The organism is Paenibacillus sp. SEL3 (assembly GCF_054602585.1).
Genome location: NZ_CM137725.1, coordinates 6,205,416 through 6,222,766 on the forward strand (window position 1 = coordinate 6,205,416; position 17,351 = coordinate 6,222,766).

The 17,351-nt window shown below is 41.9% G+C and carries 14 protein-coding genes and 1 pseudogene; 13 read left to right on the forward strand and 2 right to left on the reverse strand.

The features are described from left to right. Window positions 1–308 precede the first annotated feature (308 nt). From rhaM to ACYCS5_RS27950, 4 genes are all read left to right on the forward strand, one after another. Complete coding sequence (gene rhaM, locus ACYCS5_RS27935; RefSeq protein WP_459761349.1) at window positions 309–626, forward strand: L-rhamnose mutarotase; 318 nt, start codon at window positions 309–311, stop codon at window positions 624–626. Window positions 627–680: 54 nt separating this feature from the next. Further along, window positions 681–1,040 (forward strand): NAD-dependent epimerase/dehydratase family protein, encoded by a 360-nt coding sequence (locus ACYCS5_RS27940; RefSeq protein WP_459761350.1) that lies wholly within the window; start codon window positions 681–683, stop codon window positions 1,038–1,040. Between the two features lie 182 nt (window positions 1,041–1,222). Continuing rightward, window positions 1,223–1,420, forward strand: a complete 198-nt coding sequence (locus tag ACYCS5_RS27945) for a hypothetical protein (RefSeq protein WP_459760489.1) — start codon at window positions 1,223–1,225, stop codon at window positions 1,418–1,420. After that, entirely contained in the window at window positions 1,389–1,478 is a 90-nt protein-coding gene (locus ACYCS5_RS27950; RefSeq protein WP_459761351.1) for a hypothetical protein, read from the forward strand. Before ACYCS5_RS27945 ends, ACYCS5_RS27950 begins: the two co-directional genes overlap by 32 nt. A 340-nt stretch (window positions 1,479–1,818) precedes the next feature. Here ACYCS5_RS27950 and ACYCS5_RS27955 read toward each other — a convergent pair whose 3' ends face one another. Continuing rightward, window positions 1,819–2,352 carry a TetR/AcrR family transcriptional regulator gene (locus tag ACYCS5_RS27955; RefSeq protein WP_459760490.1) on the reverse strand — a complete coding sequence of 178 codons (534 nt, stop codon included), beginning with the start codon at window positions 2,350–2,352 and terminating at the stop codon, window positions 1,819–1,821. A 721-nt stretch (window positions 2,353–3,073) separates the two neighbouring features. Here ACYCS5_RS27955 and ACYCS5_RS27960 point away from each other — a divergent pair. The 3 genes from ACYCS5_RS27960 to ACYCS5_RS27970 all read left to right on the forward strand — a co-directional run bounded on the left by ACYCS5_RS27960 (window position 3,074) and on the right by ACYCS5_RS27970 (window position 5,716). Further along, window positions 3,074–3,811, forward strand: coding sequence for an SDR family NAD(P)-dependent oxidoreductase (locus ACYCS5_RS27960; RefSeq protein ID WP_459761352.1), 738 nt, complete (start codon window positions 3,074–3,076; stop codon window positions 3,809–3,811). Between the two features lie 399 nt (window positions 3,812–4,210). Continuing rightward, window positions 4,211–5,488, forward strand: coding sequence for a glycosyl hydrolase 53 family protein (locus ACYCS5_RS27965; RefSeq protein ID WP_459760491.1), 1,278 nt, complete (start codon window positions 4,211–4,213; stop codon window positions 5,486–5,488). Between the two features lie 3 nt (window positions 5,489–5,491). Next, the gene (locus tag ACYCS5_RS27970; RefSeq protein WP_459760492.1) at window positions 5,492–5,716 is read left to right on the forward strand and encodes a hypothetical protein; all 225 of its coding nucleotides are present in this window, start codon (window positions 5,492–5,494) and stop codon (window positions 5,714–5,716) included. A gap of 163 nt (window positions 5,717–5,879) precedes the next feature. Here the strand turns inward: ACYCS5_RS27970 and ACYCS5_RS27975 are convergent, their stop codons facing one another. Then, window positions 5,880–6,896: a helix-turn-helix domain-containing protein gene (locus ACYCS5_RS27975; protein WP_459760493.1), complete on the reverse strand. Its 1,017-nt coding sequence runs from the start codon at window positions 6,894–6,896 to the stop codon at window positions 5,880–5,882. A 493-nt stretch (window positions 6,897–7,389) separates the two neighbouring features. Here ACYCS5_RS27975 and ACYCS5_RS27980 point away from each other — a divergent pair, with 493 nt between their 5' ends. The 6 genes and pseudogenes from ACYCS5_RS27980 to ACYCS5_RS28005 all read left to right on the forward strand — a co-directional run. Continuing rightward, window positions 7,390–9,660 carry a glycoside hydrolase family 3 C-terminal domain-containing protein gene (locus ACYCS5_RS27980; protein WP_459760494.1) on the forward strand — a complete coding sequence of 757 codons (2,271 nt, stop codon included), beginning with the start codon at window positions 7,390–7,392 and terminating at the stop codon, window positions 9,658–9,660. Between the two features lie 32 nt (window positions 9,661–9,692). After that, complete coding sequence (locus tag ACYCS5_RS27985) at window positions 9,693–12,422, forward strand: glycoside hydrolase family 78 protein (RefSeq protein ID WP_459760495.1); 2,730 nt, start codon at window positions 9,693–9,695, stop codon at window positions 12,420–12,422. A 59-nt stretch (window positions 12,423–12,481) separates the two neighbouring features. Further along, window positions 12,482–13,900, forward strand: coding sequence for an MFS transporter (locus ACYCS5_RS27990; RefSeq protein ID WP_459760496.1), 1,419 nt, complete (start codon window positions 12,482–12,484; stop codon window positions 13,898–13,900). Window positions 13,901–13,926: 26 nt separating this feature from the next. Further along, on the forward strand, window positions 13,927–14,925 hold the full coding sequence (locus ACYCS5_RS27995; RefSeq protein WP_459760497.1) for an alpha/beta hydrolase: 999 nt from the start codon (window positions 13,927–13,929) through the stop codon (window positions 14,923–14,925). A gap of 239 nt (window positions 14,926–15,164) precedes the next feature. Beyond that, complete coding sequence (locus ACYCS5_RS28000; RefSeq protein WP_459760498.1) at window positions 15,165–16,127, forward strand: AraC family transcriptional regulator; 963 nt, start codon at window positions 15,165–15,167, stop codon at window positions 16,125–16,127. Between the two features lie 179 nt (window positions 16,128–16,306). Then, a pseudogene (locus tag ACYCS5_RS28005) lies at window positions 16,307–16,518 on the forward strand (tyrosine-type recombinase/integrase); the annotation flags it as partial. Window positions 16,519–17,351 lie beyond the last annotated feature (833 nt).

Genomic DNA, 17,351 nt, shown 5'->3' on the forward strand with positions numbered 1-17,351 from the left:
ACAATGATTACTTAATAGGAAATGACTATTATTTTTTCTAAGAATACATTGTAGAAAAGGAAGTTGATTCTTGGCGTCTCAGGCCCTGCGGCATAAAAGTAACGGACACCGTGCTGTCACTTCCTTTTTTATTATTATGATCTAATTACCAGAATGAATATAGAGAAGGCGTATGATTCCTAAAGAAATGTGTTGTAGAGGCGTTAAAGTAGTAGAACGAAATTAACCGAAATATGAAGCGGTTCCGCCCGCTACGAATTCCTGGTGAGGATGAAGTTCAGGCGGCACCCATATGGGAGGATATACGAATGATCCGTAAAGCTTCTATAATGAAGGTGTTCAAGGACTGCCATGAAGAATACCGCAGAAGACATGACGAGCTATGGCCTGAAATGAGGGAAATGCTGCAAGAGCATGGTGTAGTCAGCTATTCTATTTTTCTCGATGAAGAGAATGATCTGCTATTCGCTTATTTAGAAATCGAAGACGAGGAACGCTGGGCGAAGTCGGCAGATACATCGGTATGCCGTAAATGGTGGGAATACATGAAGGACATAATGGAGACGAACGAAGATAACAGCCCTGTAAGTCGGGAGTTAAAGAACGTTTTTTATCTGAAAGCATAACTATTTTGCTACGAGTATTTTCACCGCTATAAGGTACAGGTTAAAATAGCACAGATATTTAATACCTATTCAGGTGGATTAAGGTGTGATGACGGAAGGGCAATTTCTAATTTCGTCAACCAAGCTTTACATGATAAAGATATTACGATTTATGGAGACGGTACCCAGACCCGCTCCTTTTGCTATATAGATGATTCGATCCATGCGCTTCAGCTGATGATGGAAAAAAAAGAGGCTACCGGAGAGATTGTTAATATCGGTAATCCTGTGGAGCATACCATTCTTTATATCGCTCAATTGGTCAAGAAATTAACACGATCCAATAGCATAATTACGTTTCAGCCACTTACCCAAGATGATCCTAAAATGAGGTGTCCAAAGATTGATAAAGCGATCAGTATTCTAGGCTGGTAGATTCATAGTGAGTTAATATCAGTTTCAAAAATTCTCGGAACGGATTTGCAATACAAAATGCTGTCGAATATACTAAAAAACGATAGTTTGACTATCATTTTTTTTAAAAAAATATTGGGTGAATGAGGTGAGCTTATAAGGTTAGCCAACAAAGTACAATTATTACCGGCGCGGCTGGCGGCATGGGGAAATCAGATGCGTTGCTGTTTGCCAAAGAAGGCGCTAAGGTCGTCATTGCGGACCTGCAGGAGGACAAGCTCCGAGGGATTGTTCGCGAGATTGTCGAAAGCGGGGGCGAAGCTATCGCTTTAAAGCAACAACGTAGCTTCAGAAGAAGGTTGGGTTCGCATTGTAGACGAGACAGTTACGAAGTTCGGTAAGGTCGACATTTTAGTCAACAATGCAGGGGTTTCCAACGCAAATGTTTCTGGTATCTGACGATGCGCAATTTGTTACAGGACAAACCATTGGCGTTGATGGCGGAACTACTATGCTGTCTTAATAGGCGTGAGGAAAAAACTCAATTTTACTTCATCGGGTTAGCTAGTATGAATACTGGCTGGCCCTTTTTGCATGAATTGCAGCAGAGAAGTCCTTGGGAAGGACCTCGAGCGATCAATACACCATCAGACAAATGAGATCGATTAGCAGCTCGGTGGCATAAAAATGATCTCAAAGGGTGGAAATACACTGTCCTGTTTAATGTGTGCTCACATCGGTCCTCATAGTTTGGGAATCCGCGATATTCTAAAGCCAATCTAAAGCCCAAAGGCGATGTTTAAGCCCTTAATTGGTCGAGGAACAATTTCTTCAGGATTTTGAACTGTTCTACGTCTTCTACCTGGGTATGGAATGCGGCAATGCCATTCAGCATAGCCATTTTCTTGGAAAAATTCCCAAAAACGTTCATCATGGTAATGATGGTATCGGCAGTCATATTGTCCGTTCTTACAGAGCCGTCTTGCTCCCCAAGTAGAGCAAGCTCACTGAAAAGCGCAATCAGTTTGTTGTACTGTGCCTGGTAGATTTCTATATCTTCCAGAGGTTCTTTTGACATAGCAACGTAACATTCAAATGCTTCAATAAGTTTAGAGTTTTGTTGATGCTCTGTGTTCTGAAAAAAGATGAGTGCACCAAAGATTCTATCCAGCTTGTCGTAACAGTTGCCTGGGCCCCTGACAATTTCCGATAACACTTCAAATTCGGATTGAACAATATTGGAAGCCACGGACACGATTAATTGCTCCTTTTTAGGGAAATAACGGAAGATGGTAGCTACGCCCAAACTCGCCTCCTGGGCAATCTCCTGCATCGTGGCTTGTTCAAACCCTTTATTGGTAAAAACGATCTGGGCTGCTTTAATAATATTGCTGCGCCGCTTGATTCTCAGATTGCTGCGCTCATGTTCAAGTCTTTGACTAGGTTGAATGAGGAAGACCTCCTTACAGGATTCAGCTTCAATTATGCTAGCAAAGTTACCTCTAGCTTGTCAATGAACAGGCCCATATTAAACATAGCGAAGCATATGGATTAACTTTTACTTGGTTCACAAAATAAAGTTGAGCTAAAGCAATTTGCGAAGCTTTTCGGATCTAAGTGTCTCTTCAATATGGAAGTGTTCTGCGTTGCCATAACTTAGGGTAGAGTTGCAGCCTCATGTCCAGAATGATATTATTGCTATTATAATGATAGTGACAATATCATTTTTCTTTTTAAATATATTAAATTACTGGAGGATGAGCACAATGACCTACAATGAAAATATCAAAATTGGTGATCTATTAAACAATGATGAGGCAGTCGCTGTACTGCAAAAACATTTACCTGAGTTTGTAAATGAACCAACATTTAAGATGGCCTCTAATTTCACTTTGGATCAGCTGGTTGCCCTTCCACAAGTGAACATTCCCCTATCTACACTTGAAGCACTTAAGAATGATTTGGCTCCAATTGTGATTGTAGCAGAAGAAACTCCACAAACCCACGCTGCTCCTTCTTCCAGAAAAAACGCTGCTTCACTTGAGGGTAAAGTCATAACCATCACAGGTGCAGGAAGCGGGATTGGACGGGCAAGCGCAGTGCTGATGGCAGCAAGAAGAGCTAAGCTGGTGCTGGTTGACTTCAATGCTGCTACAGGAGAAGAAACGCTAAAGCTTGTTCGTGAAAACGGCGGGGAGGCCATTTTTGTTCAAGCTGATGTATCCAGAAGTGAGGATGTTCAGAATTATATACAGAAAGCAATTGAAACATATGGAAAAATTGATGTGGCATTTAACAACGCTGGTATTTTGCAAAAATTTCAACCCTTCCATGAAATCTCAGAAGAAGAATTTTCACGTGTGATTGATGTTAATCTGAAAGGAATATTCTTAGGAATGAAATATGCCCTGCAAGTGATGGATAAACAAGGCTACGGTCATATCATCAATACCGCATCCACAACCGCAATCCGTGCCGAGCACAGTTTGGCTGCCTACACTGCAAGTAAGCATGGAGTTGCAGGATTAACAAAAGCGGCTGCAATTGAGTATGTGAGAAAAGGAATTCGCATAAATGCCATCTGTCCTGGTGGAGTGGCTACAACCCTAACAGCGGCTGTTCCTCAATCACTGCAAGAAAGTGGTTATGTACCAGAAGAATTCCCGAACATGCGGATCGGCCGTTATGCAGAGCCTGAAGAGCTGGCTGAATTGGTTGCTTTCTTGGCCTCGGATGGTTCGAGTTATATGACGGGGTCCATAATTGTGGCCGACGGCGGTCTTACGCTCTGATTTGAGATAGCAACAAAGAAGATAGACGTCACATGTTTCACGCTTGAGTGAGTATATGTTGGTTATAAGGCTTCAGCAGAGGCACATCGCAGGAAACGATGTGCCTCTGCTTTTTTATTTTTTTGACAGTCAATATCTATTTTTTTGACATGGTGAAAATTGAGCAAATGAGTTAAAAATAATATTGTAAGCGCTAACAATATATTGGAATACGCTAGTAGCAAGGTGGATTTAAAATGCAAAACTATTAACAAGAACAACTGGGAGGGGGAATCATTTGAAAAAGACAAGCATTTAATATTCACTCGTTAATGTTCAATTCATCGTATTGGTCAGATACAGTGTTTTTTGTTTTTCCTTTCAATATTGAATCTTTTCATAAATCAGGAGGGAAATAAAATGAAAAAAATGTTAATTTTCACTTTGATGACCGTCTTTTTACTAACGGGATTTGACTCCACAACATACGCTCAGCCTGCTAAATCAAAGTCACAAGGAAGTAATGATTTTAGAATGGCACTTTCTCTTGGTCAAGGAGTATCGGGTACATTGAATCAAGGATATAAATTCAAGTATGGAAACCAGATTGTTAGAACACCTAATGAACTGCAGAAATTATATAGGCAGCTAGGTTCTAATGAAATGTTTGTTCGTATTAATACCAAGAGATATAACGATGGAGACGTTTCAATCGACCCGGAGCACGCTGAACTGCTGTCTCTGGAGTCTGGACTGAAGGTATGTAAAATTGCAAAAGAACTGAATCTAAAAGTGAATCCAGAAATAATGGTAGCTTACACTTATATGGATTCATTTTCCCAACAGGCACCTAACTTTAAAGACTATCCTGAAATTATCAAACCCGATAAACCCTGGAATGAATATAGCTTGGAAGAAATGAAAGATGTGTTGTATCAATACGGAGAGCTAGTGGCTAAAGAAGTAGTAGAGTCGGGGTGTGAGGTTGAATTCTGGAATATAGGTAACGAGGCCAACTTTGGTTTTGGTGGAGTGAATGTGGGACTCAAAACAGCTGTAAACCCTTTGTTAAAAAACAAAACCCTACAAGATATGTTCATATCCCCCTCTTTTGGAACTACATGGTTAAAAGAAAATGTTTGGAACTATAACGGGGAAATGATGTCTGCTTTAGCTAATGGAATAAAGAAAGTAGACCCAGATGCGAAATTTTCCACGCACATAACAACGTCTATGGCCGATACAACTTTTATGACCTCTTACTTTAAAACATTAGCGGAAAACGGTTACAAAGTAGATCAAGCTGGAATTAGTTTTTACCCAACCTCAATGAGTCACTTTGCAGATCCAGTGAATTATGTAAAAAATATGATCACTGAAACTTACAATGAATTAAATATTCCAATTTTTGTGGCTGAATTTGCATATCCTTCCGAAGCAATGACCAGCGGCCCTTTTGCTGATTGGGATACTCCAATACCTGGATATGAGATTACAGAAGAAGATCAGGCTCGTTTCACTATAGATTTTATTAAGTGGGGTAGAGAAAATGGAGTAAGTGGGATACGCCCATGGGCTCCAGATCTAAGTATTAATCATTGGGCACCCATGTCTTTATTCAAAATGGACTCAGATGGATCAACTTTATCCGCAAAGCCAATTCTATATGAATTTAAAAAGTACTTTAAAAATAGCTAACAAATGAATTTTTTAATTCAAAAAGGCGTTAAGTATACTAAAAAAATGATTGTACGTATGCTGACCAAGGCGACGGCGGTTATTCCACGAAATAATAACTCACTACTTGCGCCAAAAAAGAGCTCATTTGAGAAAATGAGTTCAGAGTGTCGAGAAAGTCCAACGGACTTTCCGGCACTTTATTTTTTATTTGGGGAAACTCAACTTTTAAAACAAAAATCGATTTAAAACGATCTGAGGACCCATTTTTATTTGATCAAAGTGGCCATTTTAAACCTGATTAAAAAACAGGGGGTTTCTCGACAGCCTGAGCTCATTTGAGAAAATGAGTTCTTTTTTGTTATGAGATACCTTATGGCATATTAAATGCAAAAGAAGGCTTCTTTTGTTCTTACATTATTTCCAGCGTATGTGGATTTTCACGATATTTTCTTGGCGTCACACCAGTCATTTTTTTGAACATTTTCGTGAAGTAGCTTTGATCTGTGAAACTGAGCAATTCCCCGATTTCCGTGATCGGCCTATCCGTGAAGGCTAGCAGATTTTTGGCTTCATCGATCCGGGCTTGTTGAATATATTCGCTTACAGAAACGCCAACTTCTTTTTTGAACAAAATGGAAAGATAACCGGGGCTTAATTTAACGTAATTCGCAATTTGCTCATGGTTGATTTTACTGTACAGGTGGTTATGGATAAAATTTTGGCACATGGTAATCGTCTTTGAATATCGACGTTCCTTTGCTTGCCGAACCTTTTGTGTAAATGTTAACAGAGCTTCCACAAGAAATTGGTCAATCTCCTCCGATTTATTCATTTCCTCAAGCCGTTGGATGAAAAGGTCGCTGAGGCTAAACGCTTGCTCTGACAGAACCCCCCCTTCAATGGAGGAACGAGTAGCCAGTGTAATGGAGGTGATTGCAAGATTTTTTTTGGATCGGATAAAGCTAGATTTAGATAGTACCCCGACCTTATCGCCAAAATCATTGCCGAAGTTTTTGAAATCCTCAATGCGACCTTCTCTAATAATATTGAATAGTTTTTTCTCCAGTAATGGGTCTTGGTGAAAATCACTGGTTTGGCGTGTTTTGGCTGTTTCGGCTTCCGTATGAAACTTTAAATTTGAGCTCAAAGCCGTATTTATTTCATTAATGATCTCTTTTGGCGAAATCATTTTTTGCGTAACCATGTGAAAAACCAGGGTGCAAATCTCCAACAGTGTATCACGTGGAATTACAGGGACGGTATGGTAATAGTTTAGAATCTGTTCTCGTTGGGCGCCAAAATGTAGATCGTTGATTATCCCCAAAATTTTTGAGTCCGGAAGCGCAGATGAAATAGAAGGTCCAAGTAATAGTGTACCTTGAAAGTGGCCTCCTTGATGTAAACTAATCAGAATGTAGTTTTCCAAATAGAAACTTTTCTGAAGGATGGGGAGCTCACAAGGCTTCGTGGGATCAAAGTTTAATACCTCAAATAAGTTTTGTCTCTTATTTCGGTAGAAAGGGTTTAAACTGCGATTTGGGGTATATTCCCATGGGATATCACCTGTTATATTTACAAAAAAAGTTGATAATTGGAAAATAAAGGACATTCGTTTACTGATGAAAGAAAGAAAATCCTGGGAAATATCCATTTAGCAATCTCCTTTCTACAAAATTTAAGCTGGAGTCAATTATATAGAAAAAATTCAAAGTACGGCAAGAGTTAAAGATGATTTAGAAGAATTGAAGCGGCTTTACTTCTTCCCTAGATTGTTAATATTAAAATTTGTATTGTAAGCGCTTAATTTAATTCAATAATTAAAATACCATATACAAAATTAAAATACCATAATGTTTTCAAGAAATCCCTTACAATTTAACTTGCCTATACTATGCAAGTGAAGGGAGTCGGAAGAAACAGTGCATAACAATATTGATGAATTGATACGCGAGCTGACGCTAGAGGAGAAAGCAAGCTTGTGCTCGGGTAAAGATTTTTGGAATACACAGGATATCAAGCGATTAGGTATACCCTCTATTATGATGACGGATGGACCACACGGAGTCAGAAAGCAGGAAGGTAATTTTGACCATCTCGGTTTAAACAAAAGCGTGCCCTCTACCTGTTTCCCTACAGCCGCCGGTGTGGCTTGCTCATGGAATGAGGAACTGATTGCAGAAATGGGAGCGGCGATTGGTGAGGAATGCCAGGCAGAAGATGTTTCCATCTTGCTTGGGCCTGGAGCAAATATCAAACGTTCACCTTTGTGTGGAAGAAATTTCGAATATTATTCGGAGGACCCGTATTTGTCGGGAAAAATGGCCTCAAGCTTCATCAAGGGGGTTCAGAGCCAAGGTGTTGGTACATCGCTGAAGCATTTTGCTGCCAACAATCAGGAATACCGGAGAATGTCTATTAATGCGGTTGTGGATGAAAGAACTTTAAGGGAGATTTATTTGGCCAGCTTCGAGGAAGCTGTCTTAGAGGCTGAACCTTGGACCGTTATGTCTGCCTATAACAGATTGAACGGCGAATTTTGCTCCCAGAACAAAACCTTGTTGACTGATATTTTGAAGGAAGAATGGGGATTCGAGGGAGCAGTTATCTCCGACTGGGGGGGAGCGATTGAAAGAGACGCAGATCTAGCAGCTGGCCTGGAGATCGAAATGCCTTCCAGTGGGGGACGTGGAGCCGCCAAAATTGTGGAGGCTGTGAAATCCGGCCAAATCCCGGAAGAGATGCTTGATCAGGCGGTAAGGCGCATACTCAAATTGGTATTCAAAGCAGCGGAGAACAAGAAAGCCGGAGTCGTCTATGATCCAGAGAAACACCATGAGCTGGCTAGGATGACAGCAAGAGAATCCATGGTGCTTCTGAAAAATGAAGATCACATGCTCCCGCTTAAACCAGGAACAACTTTGGCGGTGATTGGAGGCTTTGCGAAGCAGGCAAGATATCAAGGGGCGGGCAGTTCTTTTATTCAAACAACCAAGCTGGATGTCATCTATGATGAACTGAAAAAGCTGGCGGGAGATGACGCTAACCTGCTTTATGCCGACGGATATGCTATGAACTATGATGAAATCAATGAGGCATTGATCCACGAAGCGGTGGAACAGGCTAAGCAAGCCGAAGTAGCCGTAATTTTTGCAGGGCTTCCAGCGAGACACGAATCCGAAGGCTTTGATCGGAAACATCTTAAGCTGCCAGCAAATCATCAAGCCGTGATCGAAGCCGTGGCTAAAGTGAATGCGAATACCATTGTGGTGTTAAGTAATGGATCTCCAGTTGAGATGCCGTGGCTAAACCAGGTGAAAGCGGTATTAGAAGGGTATCTCGGTGGTCAGGCAACCGGAGGAGCTGTTGCCGATTTGCTGTTTGGTGTCGTCAGTCCTAGCGGTAAACTGGCAGAAACCTTCCCGCGGAAGCTGGCACATAATCCTTCCTATTTGAATTTCCCGGGAGATGAACATGAGGTTCATTACAAAGAAGGGATTTTCGTCGGTTACAGGCATTATGATACAAGGGATGTGGAGCCTTTATTCCCGTTTGGATACGGACTTAGCTACAGTACTTTTGAGTACAGCCAATTACGAGTTGACCAAAGGCACATCAAGGATCATGAGACGCTAAACGTAAGTGTGGCGGTGAAAAATACAGGGTCCATGGCCGGGAAAGAAATTGTTCAGCTTTATGTAAGAGATATGGAGAGTACGGTCATTCGACCAGAGAAGGAGCTTAAGGGCTTTAGAAAGGTGTTCCTTCTTCCGGGAGAGACGCAAACGGTTACTTTCCAGTTGGATAAAAGATCGTTTGCTTATTACAACGTCCAGTTAAAGGATTGGCATGTAGAGACAGGTGCCTTTGAAATTCTGATCGGCAAATCCTCCAGAGAGATTGTGCTTCGAGAAAGCATAGAGGTGGAATCTACTGTTCCACTCCCGAAAATCATCACGAGAGATTCAACGTTTGGCGATTTGATGGAGCATCCTGCCGGGGCAGAGCTTGTTAAATCCATGCTGGCTGCATCAGCTCCTTCAGAGGAGGGAGATGGCGCCAAAATGCTGGGTATGAATGTGAATGAAGTGATGAAAGCTACTCATCTTCGCACCGCCGTAGCGATGAGTAACGGAGTCTTTACGGAAGAGGCTCTAGAAAGTATTTTGCAGGCAGTTAACGGCGCAAACTGATGTAAATCCAAACGAAAGGGAGTACTGCATTAATGAAAATTGTTGATTTGCGGACGGAATATCGTAAAAATCCGGTTGGGCTGGATGTAAGGAAGCCGCGTTTTTCCTGGAAGCTGGTCTCTGAGGAACAAAATGTACAACAAACGGCCTATCGGATTCAAGTTACGACGGATGGGAATAGCATTTGGGATACAGGTAAGCTGGAAAGCGATACATCAATCCATGTAGAATATGCCGGGCTGGATCTTGCTGCTTCAACCAGATATCGGGTTCAGGTAGAGGTATGGGATAACAAGGAGAAACATGCAACTGTGCAGGGAAGCTTTGAGACAGGATTACTGAACGGAACGAATTTCAAGGCGGAATGGATTACCCATCGTTTTCCCGCGGAAGAAACCGCTTGTCCTGTCTTCTTAAAAGAGTTTGCTGTGAGCAAAACCGTACGCACGGCGCGTATTTACGCAACGGCCCTTGGTGTCTACGAAATCAGGCTGAACGGGGTGAAGGTGGGCGACACGTATTTTGCGCCAGGTTGGACTAATTATAGAAAACGCCTGCAGTATCAAACCTATGACACTGATGGGATGCTGCATGAACAAAATCGTTTGGAAATAATCGTGGCGAACGGTTGGTATAAAGGCATTTTTGGTTTTACTTGTACGCCTAATCATTATGGGGACCGCGTAGCCGCTTTGGCGGAACTGCATATCACTTACACGGATGGAACCGCTGAGATCATCTCAACGGATACAAGCTGGAAGGTAGCAACGGGGAGTATTCGCAGCAGTGAGATTTATATGGGTGAAACTATTGATTCCTGTTATCCTCAGCCAGAGCTGGAGCCAGTGGAACGCTTTTCATTTGACAACAACCGCATCATCGCTCAGGAGAGTGAGCCTGTTCGGATTACCGAAAGACTTGCCGCCAAAGCGCTGATTACGACACCAGCAGGAGAGCAAGTGCTGGACTTTGAACAAATCCTGACCGGGTTTGTGGAAATGAAGGTAAAAGGGAAGGTCGGACAAAAAATTACAATCAGGCATGCAGAGGTGCTAGATAAGGAAGGGAACTTCTACCCGGACACGCTTCGTCAAGCCATTTCGATCGATCATTTTATTTGTAACGGTGAGGAACAGGTCTTCATGCCGCACTTTACTTTCCATGGGTTCCGGTATATCTGTGTGGAAGGGCTGGAAGATATTCGTCTGGAAAACTTCACAGCATGCGTGCTTCACACGAATATGGCTATGACGGGAAGCTTCACTACATCCAACGCTTTGGTAAACCAGCTTCAAAGCAATATTCAATGGAGCCAAAGAGGTAATTTTCTTGATATTCCAACTGATTGTCCGCAAAGAGATGAACGGCTGGGCTGGACGGGAGACGCTCAGGTTTTTGCCCGAACCGCCGCTTACAACATGGATGTCGCACTGTTCTTCAGCAAATGGCTGCATGACCTTGCTTCAGAGCAAACGCCGGAATATGGGGTTCCTCATGTCGTTCCGAATATTTTAGGGGATCAGGATGGAGCGGCTGCCTGGAGTGACGCGGCAGTTATTATCCCTTGGGTGCTTTATGAAACCTATGGTGACGTTCGAGTCCTGAAGGAGCAATACGAGAGCATGAAGGGGTGGGTCGATTATATTACTTTACGCTGCGGACGCAACGGATTATGGCAGTCGGGTTATCAATATGGAGATTGGCTTGCGCTGGATAAGGAGGAAAGCGCCGATCGGACAGGGGCGACAGATCAGTATCTGATAGCCAATGCGTATTATGCATATTCCACCCGTCTTTTATGCCAAGCAGCAAAGGTTCTAGGCAAGAAGGAAGACGTTCAGAATTATGATCAACTTTATAACCATATTAAAGAGAATTTCAACCGGGAATATATTACGGCGACTGGCAGAATGGTCAGTGAAACGCAGACAGCTTGCGTTCTGGCTTTATATTTTGATTTGGCGGATGAGCAATACCGCGAGCGTATTCTGGAAGCGCTCAAAACCAACATTGCCAATCACAGAAATCATTTGTCCACCGGTTTCGTAGGAACTCCTTATTTGTGCCATGCATTGACAGAAAATCAACTTCATGATCTGGCGGGGATACTTCTTCTAAAAGAAGATTATCCGTCCTGGTTATATGCCGTAAAGAAAGGGGCCACAACCATTTGGGAGCGTTGGAACTCCATTTTGCCTAACGGCGATTTTGATGTCTCCGGCATGAACTCCTTAAACCATTACGCTTACGGATCAATAGGGGAATGGTTGTACCGCAGGCTGGCGGGTATCAATCCACTGGAGCCGGGATACAAAAAGATTCTGATCAAGCCACAATTTATTGCCGGAATCACTTTTGTTGAAGCAGAGCTTGATTCCGTTTACGGACGGATTGTGAGCAAATGGTCCTGTCAAAATAATATGATTCGCATTGAAGTGGAGATACCGGCTAATACCACCGCTATTTTGGAGCTGCCTGAACGGGAACTGCCAGTTGAAGTGGGTTCCGGAAGCTATAGCTACGAATATGAGACGGAGACGAGCCTGGAGCAAGAACGCTTCTCTACTGATTCCACGTTGGGCGAGATTATGGATGAGCCGGTCGCAGTGGAAATGCTGAATCAATATGCACCGGAAATGCTAAATCATCCGATGATTCAGTTTGCCCGACAGCTTTCAGTTAGTGAGGTGTTAGGTAAAGCACCTGAAGAAATGAAGGATTTATTTAATATGGTTATTCATACTCTTAACCGGAGTTGCTAGATTCGGTTGGAAGGAGCGGGTGCATTTGCCCGCTCCTCAGGATAATAGGGGGAATCAGAATGAGTAAAGCAGAAATCATCTATAATGAAAGCGTTGACAATGAAACTAAGCATGAAGAACCTAAGCTTAGATTCCGGGAAAAGATAGCTTGTTCTATCGGTGGCATGACCGGAACCCTGCATTTCCAAATGATTTCGATGTTTTTACTCTTCTTTTATACGGATGTCATGAAAATATCCCCTGCTTATGTCGCAGGGTTATTTCTGGTCGCTCGTATTATTGATGCAGTACTGGCACCCATGTTTGGTATATTTGTTGATAAAGTGACTACGCCTTGGGGAAAGTATAAGCCGTGGATGCTTATTCTAGGTATTCCGACAGCCATTTTTGGTTGGCTGACTTTTACCAGTATCGATCTTTCCCATACGGGAAAAATCATATATGCTACGGTAACTTACCTTGCATATAGTATTATGATTGCGGTTACACCTGCGCCAAGCTCAGCTATTATGCCTGCTGTCACGAAACGAGTTGATGAACGGGTATCCATTGGCACTTATAGCTACATGCTTGTTATGGTTGGAGCCATGTTTGTTACAATCGCCGCTCAACCGCTTTATAAAGCTCTAGGGGGCGGAAGCGATGCCAGAGGATTTTCTTTATTAATGCTTGGGGTCGGTGTCATTACGATTCTGGTATCTCTGTTTCAAGTACTAAACTTGAAAGAAAGATATATCGTTACATCAAATAAAGATGAGGCGAGACCTTCATTAAAAGAGATGCTTGTTGCAGTATTTACCAATAAAAATGCTATTATCGTTTATATTTACGTATTAGCTTTGAATTTGGCTAATGGGATCAGATCAGCCGTTATGATCCACTACTTCAAATACTTTTTTGGCAATGAAGGTTTGTTGGTTACCGTGGGCATTGTATCCATTTTACCAGTTATGATTGGAGCCGTATTAAGTCCGATCGTTACAAAAAAAATAGGCGTCAAGGCAAACGTACTCCTTGGAACATTTGTGACTGTATTGTCGATGCTCGCCATTTTGGTAATTCCAAGCAGTCCAGCGGGTGTTACCGCTTTTCTGGTGATCGGGGTAATCTCCGGCGTGTTCACTGGGTTCTCTAGTCCTGCCCAAGGAACAATGCTGCCTGCGGCTATGGATTACACGGAATGGAAGACAGGGATTAACGTCAATGCGTTTATGGGTTCATTTATGGGATTTCTACAAACCTTCGCCACAGCTCTATCCGGTGCTATTGCTGCTGGAGCGTTAGTAATGATCGGCTATGAGCCTGGCGTGGAGCAAAGCAGCGCAACCTTGACAGGACTCAAAATTTTAATGGGAGTTATACCGGCTGTTGTAATCGTTTTCACAGTAAGCGTCGCTTGGTTTGATCTGACGGAAGAAAAGCAAACGCAGATTGCAAAAGATTTGGAGGAACGTAGAAATCAGAAAAAAAATGATTGATAGAATCATAAATTGGAGGGCCATATATGAATACTTTCACCATACAGTTAACAAATGACGGAGTTACTTTGACACCCTATCTTCTGGACTCTTCTCCTGAAATGAAAAACACCCATGTTCGTCCAGCTGTACTGATCCTTCCCGGCGGCGCATATCGAATATGTTCCGATAGGGAAGCTGAACCCATCGCTATGGCATTTTTGGCCGAGGGATATCAAGCCTTTGTTCTAGAATACTCTTTGAATGAAAACGCTGCGTTCCCCAAACCATTAAATGATGCGGAAGAAGCACTGGAATTGATTCGCCGACATAGCAATGAGTGGGGGATCGATCCAAACAAAGTAGCTGTGTGCGGATTTTCTGCTGGAGGCCATCTGGCTGCTGCATTGGGCACCATGGGACGCGTTCGGCCCAATGCAATGATTCTGGCATACCCTTGCATACTTGAGACGATGGGTGAAATCCTCCCTGCGCTAATTCCGGGGATCGATAAAGCGGTGGATGCTTTGACGCCGCCTGCGTTCATTTTCCATACGTTTACGGATACACTAGTACCCGTAAACAATGCACTGGCTTTAGCAACAGCGCTGGATAAAGCCAAAATTTCTTTTGAGTTGCATATTTTCCAGAACGGTGTGCATGGCTTGTCATTAGCCAAGTCAGTTACTTCTGGCGGCTTGCGTTCAATGAAGGATGAGCATGTAGCACAGTGGTTTAGCTTGTGTACGGGCTGGATCAGTAATATCTTCGGTGAATTTCCTTCTGATCTGGATATCCTGCTAGACGAAGATATCCACGAATACAGTCTGGATGTACAACTTGGTGTCTTATGGAAAAACCCTGAGTGCAAAAGCCTGGTATTGTCGGCAATACCGATACTGACCGATGATCCCGGCCTTCAGGATGCGCTGGCGGTTCCATTGCGAACCATTATTGAGTTTGGCGATGGCCTTTTGAATGATAAAGCAGCTAGAATTCTGGATCAAAATCTTAAAAATATTCCTGTACAAAAACTTCACAGTTAATGCCTTCTCTAAGGTTAAGCTAGGAGTATACGAGATCCATTTGGGAGAGCACGCAGGTGAGACATTGTAGACCCGAAACACTGGTGCAAAAGTGTTCCGGGATTTCGCGTGCTTGAAAAACGATTATTCTGACTAGGAAGAGATAGGTTACATAGGCGCAGCGGATTAAAATGGGAGCGGCAATCATGTTTAGGACTAATTCTGTATCGGGGCGAATTTGTTTGTTTTAGGAGGCAAATATGAACATTAAAGAGTTGGATGCTTTGTTGCAAAAAGAAGAGGATATCGAGACGCTACAAAGATTAACAGGCATGAGTGTCAACGACTTAAACGTTCCCTTTGATGATAGAAAGATTCCTAAAGTATCGAGAGAGTTACTATTTCAAGAAGGAAATATAATCATTCGTAAACATCGGCGCTACGCTCCGGTAAGAACGCATACGCATGATTTTGTCGAAATGAACTATGTCTACTCAGGTAAGTGTATACAGATGATCAACGATGAAAGAATCGAATTATCAGCAGGGGATATTCTGTTAATTGATCGTGATGCACCACACAGCATTGAGGATACTGAAAAAGATGATATTATTCTAAATGTGTTGCTGAAAGAGGAGACGATTATGACAGACCTCATCTCCAATCTTGCCAATAGCAATAATTTGGTGACACAATTTATGCTTTTAGCGTCAAAAGAGAATGAGCAGCATGACCGCTACCTTATTTTTGCTAATTCTAGTAGCGATGTGTTGACCGGGCTATTGAATAATTTATTCTGTGTGTATTTCTCCGAATATTCCTTTAAAAAGAAGGCACTTAATTTATATCTATCACTAATACTGATTGAATTAACTAACATCCTTGAAAAAAATAACCTAGAGTCTATAGATAAAGATGTGAATCATGAAGTGGTCTCAATATTGGCGTACATCGATCACCACTATAATTCGGTTTCACTAGATGATCTATCGAAAATCTTTGGATACAACAAAAGTTATCTAAGTTTGAAGCTAAAAAAGGAAACCGGGAGCAGCTTCAAAGACCTATTAAACAGAAAGAAGATAAATGTTGCAAAAGAATTGTTGAAAGACACAAATATGTCGGTTGAAGAAATTGCGTTGAGTGTCGGTTATAACGAACCCTCGTCATTCTTTAAGTTGTTTAAAAAATATACACATATGACACCTAGGGAATTTCGTTAGCAAGACTAGGCCTACTTTTTGAAGCAGAACTGGCATCTGCACAAATCCCGACAGCAGAAGTGACTTAGGGAGGTGATCAAATCAAATGCTAAAGACGGCGGAATAGATGTGCGTGTTGAAGTGAAATCAATAATGGATAATGATGGTTTCATCCCGAGATCAAACACGGCATTCCAAGTAAAGAAACTGAAAAGTATGCTTCAGCTTTTGGAAAACCAGCATTAACCGTGGATTCTCTGAGACATTCATTTGCAACGCGTTACCACTTAGAGAACAATGATGTGCCTAGATTGAAGAACCAATTAGGACATTCTCAATACAAACGACCATGATCTATACACATTTAACAGATGAGGAAATGAGGAAGGCAGTCAATAATATGGATAAGTGATGTAGAGCTCGTCAAGTAAGTGACACAAAGTTGCCAACCTGACTGGGAGAATGACACAAAGTTACCTACTTAGTTTGATAATTAAAAAAATCACTTCATTCGCTTGGAGAAAAAGAACTAAGTCACTCAAAAGTATGATTTAACTACTAAAGTAGGGAACTTTGTGTCAATTGTCGGATGATAAAAACATTATCTCATTTTCGATTTTGACAAGAATATTATCTTATTCCCAACGAGCCAATTCGGGTTATTGAGCCATTTCACGATAGGAGCAACCTTAAAATAACGGGCTTGATCGTTCATAGCCGAGAGTGAAGATATATAATCTTAGGATGTATTGAGAAGCGCACAGACGATGAAGACTTTAAACATTTTTGCAATAAGAAACGCACCAGTTGTCTTCTGTCGAAAACCTATAAATTGTAAAACAGAACATAATCTCATCGAAAGTCGCTATCTTAACGACTTTTTTTGTTTTATCGGTGCAAGTTCTTGTCCCGAGTCGAGGACAAACACTTGCAATATTGCTGAAAAGGACAAGAACACAGTATCAATGTTGATTTGGTATTTGTCTAAACAGGTTAATTCAGCTCATGTGTAAGAAAAATGGACGTATCAGCAGTTATTAATAAGTATCTTTTCCGATGATTTCCTTAGCAGTATCATAAAGATTATCATAATGCAGAAGTTCAAGACTGGTCTGATTGGCTCGAATCGTACTATACATCTTTTCAAGAAGCTATTTTGGTCGCTTGCAGACTAAAGGGCAGGATAGTCAATTTGAACCAGAATGGAGAGATTATCTATATAATTCAACTCAATTGAAGATTCAT

Bases quoted from the DNA above. Each gene is read 5' to 3' on its own strand.
- rhaM (WP_459761349.1), top strand. From the start codon at position 309: ATGATCCGTAAAGCTTCTATAATGAAGGTGTTCAAGGACTGCCATGAA.
- ACYCS5_RS27970 (WP_459760492.1), top strand. From the start codon at position 5,492: ATGAATTTTTTAATTCAAAAAGGCGTTAAGTATACTAAAAAAATGATT.
- ACYCS5_RS28000 (WP_459760498.1), top strand. From the start codon at position 15,165: ATGAACATTAAAGAGTTGGATGCTTTGTTGCAAAAAGAAGAGGATATC.
- ACYCS5_RS27995 (WP_459760497.1), top strand. From the start codon at position 13,927: ATGAATACTTTCACCATACAGTTAACAAATGACGGAGTTACTTTGACA.
- ACYCS5_RS27990 (WP_459760496.1), top strand. From the start codon at position 12,482: ATGAGTAAAGCAGAAATCATCTATAATGAAAGCGTTGACAATGAAACT.
- ACYCS5_RS27985 (WP_459760495.1), top strand. From the start codon at position 9,693: ATGAAAATTGTTGATTTGCGGACGGAATATCGTAAAAATCCGGTTGGG.
- ACYCS5_RS27955 (WP_459760490.1), bottom strand. From the start codon at position 2,352: ATGCAGGAGATTGCCCAGGAGGCGAGTTTGGGCGTAGCTACCATCTTC.
- ACYCS5_RS27945 (WP_459760489.1), top strand. From the start codon at position 1,223: ATGGGGAAATCAGATGCGTTGCTGTTTGCCAAAGAAGGCGCTAAGGTC.
- ACYCS5_RS27965 (WP_459760491.1), top strand. From the start codon at position 4,211: ATGAAAAAAATGTTAATTTTCACTTTGATGACCGTCTTTTTACTAACG.